The organism is Methylobacterium sp. D53M, from assembly GCF_053345625.1.
Genome location: NZ_JBKFAL010000011.1, coordinates 136,562 through 149,286, shown reverse-complemented (window position 1 = coordinate 149,286; position 12,725 = coordinate 136,562). Strand labels below are relative to the sequence as shown.

Below are 12,725 nucleotides of genomic sequence, written 5' to 3'. Positions count from 1 at the left end.
CCGCCATGCCGCTGACCGGACGTTTCTGGTTCCGCCGGACCTGGACCGGCAAGCTGGTCCTGCTCGTCGAGGAGGAGCGCGGGCGCTGGTTCCGGCGCCGCCTCGGCCGCACCTTGCGCTGGCGCGACGCGCGGCTCCTCGATCTGGCCGAGGGGCCCCTGCGGGGGCTCATGACGCTGGAGCGGACCTACCGCGCCGAGTTCGGCCCCGGCGAGCCGCGCCGCCCCGCCGGCCTCACGGCGGTCCCGGGCGGGCGGGCCCTGCCGCGCGGCGGGCCGGAGCCAGGAACAAGGCCGTCCCTGTCGGGTTGACGGCAGGCAAGACAGCGACGGCGTCGCTGTCTTGCAGCCCCTCGTGGGCGTTTCCTCCCTAGACTTCCGGACCGTTCTCCTGAGGGCGGTCCTTTTTTTGTTGTCGTCGGTCAGTCGCCGGGCAGTCGTCGACATGGCCCGCGACGGACAGATCTCAAGAATCTCTCAGATTTACTTCCCGCCGTCCCGGGCCTCGCCCAGAGCAACGGTCCCGGTACCGGTCTCGGCACCGGCCTCGAGGGCCAGCAGCGCGAAGGTCGCGAGCCAGTGCTCGCCCATGTAGTCGCCGGTGACGTGCGGGAGCCCGGCCGCGAGGTGCGCCTCCGCGGCCGCGCGGAGCGGCGGCCGACGGGGATCGTCCGGGCCGAGGGACGCGGCGAGCGCGCGGAAGCACCACGCGCGGCTGAGGTTCAGCCCGTCGAGATGGGCGATCTTCCCGTCGGAGCGGTCGGTCACGCCCGCGGGGCGGAACAGGGTCGCGGGCCGGGACGCCGCGAGACCGGGCAGGAACCGGTCGAACCAGGGCGCGAAGCGGGCGGGCGGCAGCAGCCGGCGCATGCACTCCGCCTCGATCAGCGCCGAGGAGAGGAAGTCGTCGCCGCCGGGCTCGCCCCAGGCCGGGCAATCCGCGTCCTCCCCGTACCAGCCGACGGCGGTGTCGTGCAGCAGAGTGGTCAGCCCGGCATCCCCCGCGCCCTCCGCGTAATCGGCCGCCAGGCGCAGCGCGAAGGCGGTGTTGAAATGGGTCCCGACCCGCACCGGGTAGGACGCCACCGGCAGGAACTCCGCGAAGCGCCGGACGATCACCGCGGCCAGCGGCGCCAGGGCCTCGGACCAGCGGCGTTCGGGGAGCGCGGCGAGTTCGTGGGCGAGCTTCAGGAGCCAGCCCCAGCCGTAGGGCCGCTCGAAGCCCCTAGCGGTCGGGGCGGCGAAGTAGGCGCATTCCCCCGCCACCGTCGCGGGAGTCAGCTGCGCGTCGAGCCGGGCGCGGATCGCCGGGGCCTGCGGGCCGTCCGGGAACAGCCGCAGCACCCGCGCCAGCAGCCACGTGCCGTGGACGCAGGAATGCCAGTCATAGCTGCCGTGGAAGGCCGGGTGCAGGGCCGCGGGGGTGCGGGCATCCGCCGGCCCGGCCAGGACGTGGCCCGGCTTGTTCGGATACTCGCGGCCGACATGGCCGAGGGCGACGGCGGCGAAGCGCGCGGCGATGTCGCGGGTGAGCGTGGGAGCGGGCGCGGGCGTCATCGCGGCATTCCGGCGGGCGTTCTGCGGGGACTCGGCGACCGCCGGCATAGCGGGTTTCCCGGCACGGCGTCAGGGCTCGCGGATCCTTTGCCGGCACGGCCCCGGATCGGCTATCGCGGTGAGGCCGGGCCGGACGCGCCGGCCTCACCGGGAGCCCCCATGCGCCGCGCGCCGCCCGCCGCCCTCCTCGTCGCGGCTCTGGCGGCCGCCGCGGCACCGGCCGCCGCCGCGCCGGACCCGAGCCGCGACGTGCTGTGGGCCGCCCTGAAGACCTGCGTCCTCGCCAAGCGGCTCGCCAACCGGACCTTCCCGTGCCTGTCGGTCGATCTCGGGGACGGTGACCGTCCCGGCTCGGCGGTCCTGCGCGCGCCCGGCGAGCCGACCCACAGCGTCGTCATGCCCACCGACACCGTGCCGGGCCTGGAGGCGCCGGTCCTGCGGGGACCGCGCGGTGCCGCCTACTGGCGGGCGGCCCTGGCGGCGCGGCCGCTCGTGTCGGACGTGCTGAAGGGGAGGCTCACCCCCGCGGAGGTCGGGCTCGCGGTCAACTCGGCTCGGGGCCGCAGCCAGGACCAGCTCCACATCCACCTCGACTGCCTGAAGCCGAGCGTGCTCAAGGCGATCCGGGCGCACGGCCGGCAGGTCCGCCACAGCTGGGGCCGCTTCCCGGTGCCGCTGGCCGGCGACCGCTACTACGCCCTGCGCGTGCCGGAGGCGGAGGCCGCGCAGTTCAACCCGTTCGCGGCCCTGCACACCCTGCCGGGCGCCCGGCCGGACCTGCACCGGACGAGCTTCGCGGCGCTCGCCACGCCCCCGGGCGATCCCGAGCCGGGCTACATCCTGCTGGCCTACCGGGCGCCGAGCGCCAGCGCCGAGGACGTGATGGACCACAGCTGCACCGTCGCTGCGTCCCGCGGCGGCGCCTGAGCGCCCGCGGGCCGAGCGCGTCGAGGGTGTCACGGCGAGCGCGGGGGTGGCAGCGCGTCGAGCAGCTGGCGCAGGAATGCCCGCACCGCCTTCGGCAGCCGCCGGTCGCGCATCGCCTGGATCTTCACGCTCCGGGCGAGGCTCGTCCGGGACTGGATCGGCAGGCTGACAAGCTCGTTGAGCCGCAGGGGCGTCTGCACCGACAGCGCCGACATCAGGGCGATGCCGCGGGAGCGCCGCACGAAGGGCAGCAGCGCCGAGAGCGTGTTGGAGGTCAGCACCGGCTCCACCGCGATGCCCTCGTGCGCGCAGGCGGCGTCGAAGACCTGCCGCAGGGTCGTGTCCCGGGTCGGCAGGGCGACGGGATACTCCAGCAGGTCGACGAGGCGCAGGGCCGGCGCCCGCGCGAGGGGATGGTCGGGCGCGGCCAGCGCCAGCATGTCGACCTGCCCGTCGTAGAGCACCTCGACCTGCGCGGTGGGTGTCAGCGCGAAGGTGATCCCGAGATCGGCATCCCCCACCGACACCGTCTGGGTGACCTGGGCCGGGGGTTGGACCGTGACCTCGAAGCGGATGCCGGGATGGGCCGCGTGGAAGGCCGCGATCGCGTTCGGCACGATGTCGAGGGAGAAGCCCTCCGAGCAGGCGACCCGGATCAGCCCGCGGGCGAGCCCCTCCAGCTCCCGGATCTCGGTGACCACCTGCTCGGAGCGGATCAGCACCTGATGGGCGTGCTGCGCCAGCAGCTCACCGGCCGGGCTCGGCACCATGCCGCGCGGGCGGCGCTCGAACAGCACGCAGTCGAGCTCGGCCTCCAGGTTGGCGATCTGCCGGCTGATCGCCGAGGCCGCGACGTTGAGCTGGGACGAGGCGGCCGCGATCGACCCGGTGCGGGCCACGGCCAGGAAGTAGCGCAGGCCCGTACTCTGCATTATCGTGCTCGATGCGCTGTATGGTGCTGTGCACATTGCCGATATGGCAACGCAGCACTCGCTAAATTCTACTTGTTGCGATCCCAGATGCACAACACCATGGCAGGGTGAAAAACGCGGCAGCCGCGGAACCGTCCGCCGGGCCTGTCCGCCGCGCCGTCGGAGCCTGCATGCCGCTACGGACCCTCACCCGAGCCGCCACCCTGGCCGCCTCGTTCGCGACCCTGATCGCTGCCCACCCGGCGCTGGCCGGCAAGGCCAACGACACATTGGTCTACGCGTCGGACAGCGAGCCCGAGAACGTCAGCCCGTACCACAACAGCGCCCGCGAGGGCGTGATCCTGGCCCGGAACTGCTGGGACACGCTGCTGTACCGGGATCCCAAGGACGGCACCTACAAGCCGTTCCTGGCGACCGCCTGGAAATGGGCGGACGACACGACCCTCGACCTCACGATCCGCGAGGGCGTGGTCTTCCACAACGGCGACCCGCTCGGGCCGGAGGACGTGGCCTTCACGTTCAACTACGTGCTGACCCCCGAAGCGCGCACGGTCACCCGCCAGAACGTCGACTGGATGAAGTCGGTGGAGGTGACCGGCCCGCACAGCGTGCGCATCCACCTGAAGGCCCCGTTCCCGGCGGCGCTGGAATACCTCGCCGGCCCGACCCCGATCTTCCCGGCCAACTACTTCAAGAAGGTCGGCCTCGACGGTTTCGCCAAGGCGCCGGTCGGCAGCGGCCCGTACCGGATCACCAAGGTCGACAGCGGCCGCGGCGTCTCCATGGAGCGGTTCGACAAGTACTGGGCCGAGAGTCCTCTGGGTAAGCCGAAGATCGGCAAGCTGCAGTTCCGCGTCATCCCGGACGGCGAGAGCCGGATGGCCGAGCTGATGACCGGCGGCGTCGACTGGATCTGGCGGGTGCCGAGCGACCAAGCCGAGCAGCTGCGCGCCGCGCCCAACATCACGGTCCTCAATTCCGAGACGATGCGGGTCGGGTTCCTGCAGTTCGACACGCTGGGCCGGGCGAAGGAGAACTCGCCGCTCAAGGACGTGCGCGTCCGGCAGGCGATCTCCTACGCCATCGACCGCAAGGCGATGGTCGACAACCTCGTGCGCGGCGCCTCGCGGGTGATGAACGCGCTGTGCTTCGTCGACCAGTTCGGCTGCACCGACCAGGGGGTGATGCGCTACCCCTACGACCCCGCCAAGGCCAAGGCGCTGCTCAAGGAAGCCGGCTACCCGAACGGGTTCGAGATCGACCTCGGCGCCTATCGCGAGCGCGACTACGCCGAGGCGGTGATCGGCTATCTCGGCGCCGTCGGCATCAAGGCGCGGCTCAACTACCTGCGCTACGCGGCGTTCCGCGACGCGCTGCGGGCCGGCAAGACCTCGATCGGCTACCAGACCTGGGGGTCGTTCTCGGTGCTCGACGTCTCGGCCTTCGACGGTGTGTATTTCCGCGGCGGCGAGGAGGACCTGACCAAGGATCCGCAGGTGATCGCCGACCTGCAGGAGGGCGACAGCTCCATGGATCCCGAGAAGCGCAAGGCCGCCTACGCCAAGGCGCTCCAGCGGATCGCCGCGCAGGCCTACGCGCTGCCGATGTTCTCCTACTCGACCAACTACGCCTTCACGTCGGACCTCAACTTCACCGCCCAGCCCGACGAGGTGGCGCGCTTCTACGCGGCGTCGTGGAAGTGATGATGGTGGCCGTGGCGCGCCGCTTTTCCCCTCCCCCTTGCGGGGAGGGGTCAGGGGTGGGGGTGGTGCAGACGGCACCGCTCCGCTTGATCCTGAACCACCACCACCTCCGGCTCCTCCCCGCAAGCTTGAGCGATCCCGGGCAAGCCCGGGATCGCCAGGGGAGGAGAGAACGCTCCGTCATGATCCGACGTGATCGACGGGAAACAGCAGGAGCCTGAGCCATGCTGGCCTTCACGTTCCGGCGCGTGCTGGTCGCCCTGGCGGTGGCCTTCACGGTCTCGGTGGCGAGCTTCCTGCTCCTCCACCTCTCGGGCGACCTCGCCACGGCCATCGCCGGCCCTGAGGCCACCGGGCCGCAGATCGCCCAGATCCGCCAGGATTACGGCCTGGACCAGCCGCTGCTGACCCAGTTCCTCACCTGGGGCTGGCGGGCGCTGCACCTCGACTTCGGCAATTCCTTCTACTTCCGCGAGAGCGTGATCGACCTGCTGGCCGCCCGCCTGCCGATCACCCTCTATCTCGGCATCATCGCGCTGGCCGTGGCGCTGTTCGTGGCCATTCCCCTCGGCGTCGTCGCCGCCGTGAAGCGGGACACGTGGATCGACCGGACGGCGCTCGCCGTCTCGGTGCTGGGCCAGGCGATGCCGAGCTTCTGGTTCGGCCTGACGCTGATCCTAATCTTCTCCGTCAACCTCCGCTGGCTGCCGGTCTCGGGCAACGCCACCTGGAAGAACTTCGTCCTGCCCGCAGTGGCGCTCGGCTACTACGCGATGCCGGCGGTGATGCGGCTCACCCGCAACGGCATGCTGGAGGTGCTGGCCTCCGACTACGTCCGCACCGCCCGCGCCAAGGGGCTGCCGCCCCGGAAGATCCTGGTGCGGCACGCGCTGCGCAACGCCGTGATCCCGGTGATCGCCCTGTCGGCGGTGCAGTTCGGCTTCATGCTCGGCGGCTCGATCGTGATCGAGGCGGTGTTCTCGCTCCAGGGCCTCGGCCAGCTCGCCTGGGAATCGATCGCCCGCAACGACTTCCCCGTCGTCCAGGCGATCGTGCTGGTTCTGGCCATGATCTACATCGGCCTGACCCTGGCGGCCGACCTCTTGAACGCCTTCCTCGACCCGCGCCTGCGCCAGTCGTGAGGATCCGCCGATGAGCCTCCCCCCCGACACGGCGGCGCTCGCCGCCCCCGCCCTGCCCCCGGACGCGCCGGTCGCGCTCGCGCCGGTCCCCTCCCCGACCCGCCTGATCCTGCGGCGGGGCCTGCGCCACACCGGCTTCCTGATCGGGGCCGGGATCCTCGGGCTGATCGTGCTAGCGGCACTCGCCGCCCCGCTCATCGCGCCGCACGACCCCTACGCGCAGGACGTGTCCCGCCGCCTGATCCCGCCGATCTGGCAGGCCAAGGGCACCTGGGAGCACGTGCTCGGTACCGACAAGCTCGGCCGCGACTACCTGAGCCGCCTGCTCTACGGCGGCCAGATCTCCCTCCTGATCGGGATCTCGGCGGCGCTGATCTCCGGGCTGATCGGCACCACGCTCGGCCTGTGCGCCGGCTATTTCGGCGGCTGGGTCGATTCGGTGGTGAGCTACGTGGTGACCACCCGGCTCGCCATGCCGGTGGTGCTGGTGGCGCTCGCCATGGCGGCGCTGGTCGGCGGCTCCCTGAAGGTGGTGGTGCTGGTGCTGGGCTTCCTGCTCTGGGACCGCTTCGCCGTGGTGACCCGGGCCGCGACCCAGCAGATCCGCAACCAGGACTTCATCTCGGCCGCCCGCGCCGCGGGGCTGACCGACCTGCGCATCATTCGCCAGGAGATCCTGCCCAACATCATGAACGCCCTGATCGTCGTGGCGACCCTGGAGATGGCCCACGCGATCCTGCTGGAGGCCGCCCTGTCGTTCCTCGGGCTCGGCGTGCAGCCGCCCCTGCCCTCCTGGGGCCTGATGATCGCCGAGGGCAAGCAGTACATGTTCTTCCAGCCCTGGGTGATCACCATCCCAGGCGTGGCGCTTCTCCTCCTCGTGCTGGCGATCAATCTCTTAGGTGATGGCCTGCGCGACATCACCGCCCCCGAGGCACGCCATTGATGCCGTCGTCTTTGCGAGCGCAGCGAAGCAATCCAGGGCGGCGCCACGCTGCCGGGAGGTCCCGCTTCCCTGGGTTGCTTCGCTACGCTCGCAATGACGGGTGGGGCCGCCCGCGCGAACAAATGACACCCCTTTCCTTCGCCTGAGATCACACCATGACGCGAGACGCCGCCATCGCGCGCGCCACCGAAGCCTTCGATTCAGGCGCGTTCCTCGCGCTCCTGCGGGAGGCGGTGGCGATGCCGACCGAGAGCCAGGCCCCCGGCCAGGAGGCGGCGCTCCGCGCCTATCTCGACGCCTTCATCGCGCCGCTGATCGCCCGCCTCGGCTTCGAGACCCCGAAGATCTTCCCCAACCCCGACGGGGTGCACGGCCCGTTCCTGATCGCCGAGCGGCGCGAGGGCGTGGACCTGCCGACCGTGCTGATCTACGGCCACGGCGACACGGTGCGCGGCTATCCCGAGCAGTGGCGCGAGGGCCTCGGCCCCTGGGAGATCGTGGTCGAGGGCGACCGCTGGTACGGCCGCGGCACCGCCGACAACAAGGGCCAGCACGTCCTCAACCTCGCCGCCCTGGAGCAGGTGATCGCGGCGCGCGAGGGCCATCTTGGCTTCAACGTGAAGCTGCTGATCGAGATGGGCGAGGAATCCGGCTCCCCGGGTCTGCGGCCGTTCTGCCGGGAGCAGGCGGAGGCTCTCCGGTCCGACGTGCTGATCGCCTCGGACGGGCCGCGGCTGAACGGCGAGCGCCCGACTCTCTTCCTGGGCTCCCGCGGCGCCTACAATTTCGAGCTGAGCCTGAACCTGCGGGAAGGTCCGCACCATTCCGGCAACTGGGGCGGCCTGCTGCGCAACCCCGGCACGGTGCTGGCCTCGGCGATCGCCTCAATGGTCGATGCCCGCGGCAGCATCCTGGTGGAGGCCCTGCGGCCGCCGCCGATCCCCGAGGGCGTGCGCGCGGCGCTCGCCGACATCCGGGTCGGCGAGGATCCGACCGCGCCCACGATCGACACCGACTGGGGCGAGCCGGGCCTCACCCCGGCCGAGCGGGTCTTCGCCTGGAACACGCTGGAGGTGCTGGCCTTCAAGACCGGCGACCCGGACGGGCCGCTCAACGCCGTGCCGCCCCACGCCAAGGCGACCCTGCAGCTGCGCTTCGTGGTCGGCACCGACTGGCAGAACCTGATCCGGAACGTGCGCGCCCATCTCGACGCGCACGGCTTCCCGATGATCGAGGTCCGGCCGGCCCGCGCCGCGGAAGTCTTCCAGGCGACGCGGCTGCCCGTGGAGGATCCCTGGGTCGAGTGGGCGCTCCAGTCGATCGAGGCGAGCAGCGGAAAAAAGCCGGCGCTGCTGCCCAATCTCGGCGGCTCGCTGCCGAACGACGCCTTCTCGGAGATTCTGGGCCTGCCGACCCTCTGGGTACCGCATTCCTACCCGGCCTGCCGCCAGCACGGGCCCGACGAGCACATGCTCGCCTCCGGCACCCGCGAGGGCCTGGCGATCATGGCCGGCCTGTTCTGGGATCTGGCCGAGGCCGGACCCGACATCCTCCGCCGCCGCACAGCGAGGGCCTGACACGATGAGCGAGCCGGTCGTCCGCATCCGCGATCTGACGATCGCGCTCCCCAAGGGCGCCGATCGCCCGCACGCGGTCGAGGGCCTGAACCTCGACCTCGAGGCCGGGAAGATCCTGTGCGTCGTCGGGGAATCGGGCTCGGGCAAGTCGATGAGCGCCTACGCGCTGACCGGCCTCCTGCCCCGGGCGCTGAAACCCACCGCCGGCACGATCCTGTTCGAGGGCCGGGATCTCCTGACCCTCGACGAGCCCGCTTGGCGCAGCTTGCGCGGCCGGCGCATCGCCATGGTGTTCCAGGAGCCGATGACGGCGCTGAACCCGGTGATGCGGATCGGCGACCAGATCGCTGAGATGTTCGAGGCGCACAACCTGCTCACCCGCAGCGAGCGCTGGGCGCGGGCAGTGGCGCTCGCCACCGAGGTCGGGCTTCCCAACCCCGAGGAGGCGGTGCGGGCCTACCCGCATCAGCTCTCCGGCGGCCAGCGGCAGCGGGCGATGATCGCCATGGCGCTGGCGCTGGAGCCCTCGGTGCTGGTCGCCGACGAGCCGACCACGGCGCTGGACGTCACCACCCAGGCCCAGATCCTCCGGCTGATCCGCGACCTGCAGCGGAAGCGCGGGATGAGCGTCCTGTTCATCACCCACGATTTCGGCGTGGTGGCGGAGATCGCCGACCACGTGGCGGTGCTCCAGCGCGGACGGCTGGTCGAATCCGGCACCGCCGAGGCCGTGCTGCGCAATCCGCAGGCGCCCTACACCAAGGCGCTGCTCGCCGCCGTCCCGAGCCTGACGCCGCCGCCGCGCCCGCCCCTGGAGGCGGCCCCGGTCGCGCTCTCCGTGAACCGGTTGTCCAAGACCTATTCCGGGCGCTCCGGCCTGTTCGGCAAGCCGCGGGTCGTCGCGGCCGTCAAGGAGGTCTCGTTCGACGTCCGCCGCGGCGAGACCCTGGGGATCGTCGGTGAATCCGGCTCCGGCAAGTCGACCACGGCGCGGCTCGCGATCCGCCTGATCGAGCCCGACGGCGGCACGGTCCGGTTGGGCGAACTCGACTACACAGTGCTCAAGAGCGGTGACCTGCGCGACAAGCGCAGCCGGATCCAGATGATCTTCCAGGACCCGTTCGCGTCGCTGAACCCGCGGCGCACCGTGGAGCAGATCATCACGGCGGGCCCGATCGCCCACGGGGTCCCGGCCGCCGAGGCCCGGGAGCGGGCGCGCAGCCTCCTCGACCTCGTCGGTCTCGATCCGAAGGCCGCCGCCCGCTACCCCAACGCCTTCTCGGGCGGGCAGCGCCAGCGCATCGGCATCGCCCGAGCGCTCGCGATGGAGCCGGACGTGCTGGTGGCCGATGAGGCGGTCTCGGCGCTGGACGTCTCGGTCCAGCGGCAGGTGCTGGACCTGCTGGAGGACCTGAAGCAGAGATTGTCGCTGGCGATGCTGTTCATCACCCACGATCTGCGGGTGGCCGCCACGATCTGCGACCGGATCGCCGTGATGCACCGCGGCGCCATCGTGGAGATGCGGGGCACCGCGGACCTGTTCGCCGCGCCGGAGCACGCCTACACCCGCACCCTGCTCGCCGCGGTGCCGGGCGCGCGCGCCTCCTGAGCCGTTCCGGCCCCGGACGGGCCAATCTGGGACGCAGAGACAAGTTTTTTGGACGGGACCGCCCTGTCCGGATCCTGCAAGTTCAGTAGGATAGCGCCGTTGTCGAGGGTGGAGCACCCCGGCGGATCCACGGCTGCACCCGCTATCCGTCCCCGCCCGCACCTCGCACGGGGACAGGGCTATCGAGCGTGTCGATCTCAGACAAGACCGACGACATCCGGCCGAACCGCAAGCGCAGCGAGACGAATCTGCCGCCGGTGCTCCGCCGCGGGCGCGAGCACCGGATCGTGCGCTGGATCGGCGCCGCGAACCGCAAGGCGCCGCGCCCCGCGGAGGAGCCCGCGGCCGCGGACAACCGGGTGATCAAACTGAGCTGGGCCGACACGTTCGGCCGCCCGGGCCGCGCCGAGCCCGGCCGATCCGAGCCGGCCCCCGCGCAGGTGCTGCCGTTCCAGGGGCGGCGGAGCGAGACCGCGCCGCGCGCGGCCCCCTGCCGCGCCGCCGATCAGCCGCCGGTGCCCGTCCTGCGCTGATCGACGCGCCCGCCGGGCACGCCGAGGCCGATCGCCTTCGCCAGCGCGGAGCGCTGCGCGGCGTAGCCCGGCGCCGTCATCGGGTAATCGTCCGGCAGACCGTAGCGCTCGCGGTACCGCTCCGGCGTCAGGCCGTGGGCGGTGAGGTGGCGCTTCAGGGTCTTGTAGGTCCGGCCGTCGATGAAGCTGACGATCCCGTCCTCCTGGACCGACTTGCGGATCTGGGCCGGCGTCGGCCGCTCCACGGCCGGCTCGACCGCGGCCGCCGGCGCCTGCCCGTCGAGGGATGCCAGGGCCGCGTGCACGCTCGCCATCAGCTCGGGCAGGGCCGTCGGCGGAACGGAATTGTTCGAGACGTAGGCGGCGACGATCTCGCCCACCAGCGTGACCAACCTGAGGCTGTTCTCGGGATTCTTTTCAGGCACTGCGCGAGTCCACACGAAGCTTTCGACGACGATGCCTGCGGTTCCAAAGCAAAAACCGCGTATGTGTCAAGACGGTCTTGACTGAGGGATGATCACCCGAAGCGCTTTTCGGTGCGGATGGGCCGGATCGCCGGCGCGAAAGGCTCCGGTCACCTGCACAAAGGTGCCGATGGAATGCCTGTTACACGCGTCGGGAGCGCGCGCGGCGGGAAAGACCGCGCGCGGCGTCACCCGATCCCGAGGGCGCGGATCAGCGTCAGGCTGAGGGCGATCAGGACCGCCAGGGAGGCGGTGACCGCGAGGGTGACCCGGCCGCCGACCCGGGCCAGGACCCGGACGTCGACCCCGAGGCCGAGGGCGGCCATGGACAGGACCGTGAGCACGCCGGCGAGCTGGGTCAGCGGCTTCACCGCCGGGTCCGGGACGAGGCCCAGGGAGCGCAGGGTGGCCAGCGCCAGGAAGCCGAGGATGAACCAGGGCACCAGCTTGGTGAAGCCTGGACGGGACGGCGGCGGCGGCGCCCCCGCCGCCTGCGGCAGACGCGGGGCGATCAGCGAGAACACCACCACGACCGGGCCGAGCATCAGCACCCGCACCAGCTTGACCAGGGTGCCGACCTGGGTCGACAGCAGGCTCACCGGGACGGTCGCGGCCAGGACCTGCGGCACCGCGTAGACGGTGAGCCCCGCCAGCACCCCGTACTGGTTGTCGGTCATGCCCGCGAGGGGCACGAACAGCGGCAGCCCGAGCACCATCAGCACGCCGAGGACGGCGGTGAACGCGATGGCGGCGGCGATGTCCTTCGCCTCCGCGCCGATCACGGGCGCGACCGCCGCGATGGCCGAGTTGCCGCAGATGGCGTTGCCGCAGGCCACCAGGATCGCCATCCGGGCCGGCAGCCCGAGCGCCCGGCAGATCGCCACGCTGGCGGCGATGCCGAGCACCACGGTCCCGACGATGCCGGCCAGCAGCGCCGGGCCGGAGGCGAGGATCGCCCCGAGGCTCAGGGAGGCGCCGAGCAGCACCACGGCGACCTCGAGGAGCTGCTTGGCCGAGAAGGCGATGCCGGTGCGGAACTGCGCCGGGGGCGTCCAGGCGGTCCGCACCGCGATGCCGATCAGAATCGCCAGGACCAGGGCCTCGATGTAGGGGTGACCGGCGACCCGCTCCTCCACCGCCTGCGCGGCCATCGCCACCGCGGTGATCACCGCGCACAGGCCGATGCCGGGCAAGACCGAGGCGGCCGTGTCCGACCGGCCACCCCGGTCGGGGCGGGCCGGCGTCGGGGCCGTCTTGGATGGGGCGTCAGGGCTCACGGGAACGGGCTCCGGGGGTCGTCAGCGGAGCCTATAGGAAGAAAACGTTCGCCGCACCG

General features: G+C 71.8%; 12 protein-coding genes. 8 read left to right on the top strand and 4 right to left on the bottom strand.

All coding sequences use genetic code 11. The annotated features are described in order from the left end of the window. The first annotated feature begins 5 nt into the window (after positions 1-5). Entirely contained in the window at positions 6-311 is a 306-nt protein-coding gene (locus ACLBYG_RS17190; protein WP_091681020.1) for a hypothetical protein, read from the top strand. Between the two features lie 171 nt (positions 312-482). Here the strand turns inward: ACLBYG_RS17190 and ACLBYG_RS17185 are convergent, their stop codons facing one another. After that, a complete protein-coding gene (locus ACLBYG_RS17185) occupies positions 483-1,556 on the bottom strand; it encodes a DUF2891 domain-containing protein (protein WP_447682199.1) in 1,074 nt (357 codons plus the stop codon). 159 nt (positions 1,557-1,715) lie between these two features. On the opposite strand from ACLBYG_RS17185, the gene ACLBYG_RS17180 reads away from it, so the two are divergent. Continuing rightward, the gene (locus tag ACLBYG_RS17180; RefSeq protein WP_447682181.1) at positions 1,716-2,483 is read left to right on the top strand and encodes a CDP-diacylglycerol diphosphatase; all 768 of its coding nucleotides are present in this window, start codon (positions 1,716-1,718) and stop codon (positions 2,481-2,483) included. Between the two features lie 29 nt (positions 2,484-2,512). On the opposite strand, the gene ACLBYG_RS17175 is transcribed toward ACLBYG_RS17180, so the two are convergent. Next, entirely contained in the window at positions 2,513-3,415 is a 903-nt protein-coding gene (locus tag ACLBYG_RS17175; protein WP_091927007.1) for a LysR family transcriptional regulator, read from the bottom strand. A 170-nt stretch (positions 3,416-3,585) separates the two neighbouring features. Here ACLBYG_RS17175 and ACLBYG_RS17170 point away from each other — a divergent pair, with 170 nt between their 5' ends. The 6 genes from ACLBYG_RS17170 to ACLBYG_RS17145 all read left to right on the top strand — a co-directional run bounded on the left by ACLBYG_RS17170 (position 3,586) and on the right by ACLBYG_RS17145 (position 10,925). Beyond that, a complete protein-coding gene (locus tag ACLBYG_RS17170) occupies positions 3,586-5,118 on the top strand; it encodes an ABC transporter substrate-binding protein (protein WP_056533748.1) in 1,533 nt (510 codons plus the stop codon). 224 nt (positions 5,119-5,342) lie between these two features. Continuing rightward, positions 5,343-6,260 (top strand): ABC transporter permease, encoded by a 918-nt coding sequence (locus tag ACLBYG_RS17165; RefSeq protein ID WP_042669601.1) that lies wholly within the window; start codon positions 5,343-5,345, stop codon positions 6,258-6,260. 10 nt (positions 6,261-6,270) lie between these two features. Continuing rightward, positions 6,271-7,206: an ABC transporter permease gene (locus ACLBYG_RS17160; protein WP_447682180.1), complete on the top strand. Its 936-nt coding sequence runs from the start codon at positions 6,271-6,273 to the stop codon at positions 7,204-7,206. Between the two features lie 155 nt (positions 7,207-7,361). Then, the gene (locus ACLBYG_RS17155; RefSeq protein WP_447682179.1) at positions 7,362-8,783 is read left to right on the top strand and encodes a M20 family metallopeptidase; all 1,422 of its coding nucleotides are present in this window, start codon (positions 7,362-7,364) and stop codon (positions 8,781-8,783) included. A 4-nt stretch (positions 8,784-8,787) separates the two neighbouring features. After that, positions 8,788-10,392 (top strand): ABC transporter ATP-binding protein, encoded by a 1,605-nt coding sequence (locus ACLBYG_RS17150; protein ID WP_447682178.1) that lies wholly within the window; start codon positions 8,788-8,790, stop codon positions 10,390-10,392. A 188-nt stretch (positions 10,393-10,580) separates the two neighbouring features. Next, positions 10,581-10,925 carry a hypothetical protein gene (locus ACLBYG_RS17145; RefSeq protein WP_447682177.1) on the top strand — a complete coding sequence of 115 codons (345 nt, stop codon included), beginning with the start codon at positions 10,581-10,583 and terminating at the stop codon, positions 10,923-10,925. Here ACLBYG_RS17145 and ACLBYG_RS17140 read toward each other — a convergent pair. Both ACLBYG_RS17140 and ACLBYG_RS17135 read right to left on the bottom strand, forming a co-directional pair. Next, positions 10,898-11,350: a MucR family transcriptional regulator gene (locus ACLBYG_RS17140; RefSeq protein ID WP_026605051.1), complete on the bottom strand. Its 453-nt coding sequence runs from the start codon at positions 11,348-11,350 to the stop codon at positions 10,898-10,900. The two genes, ACLBYG_RS17145 and ACLBYG_RS17140, sit on opposite strands and share 28 nt — an antisense overlap. A gap of 227 nt (positions 11,351-11,577) precedes the next feature. Next, positions 11,578-12,666 (bottom strand): YeiH family protein, encoded by a 1,089-nt coding sequence (locus ACLBYG_RS17135; RefSeq protein ID WP_447682176.1) that lies wholly within the window; start codon positions 12,664-12,666, stop codon positions 11,578-11,580. Positions 12,667-12,725 lie beyond the last annotated feature (59 nt).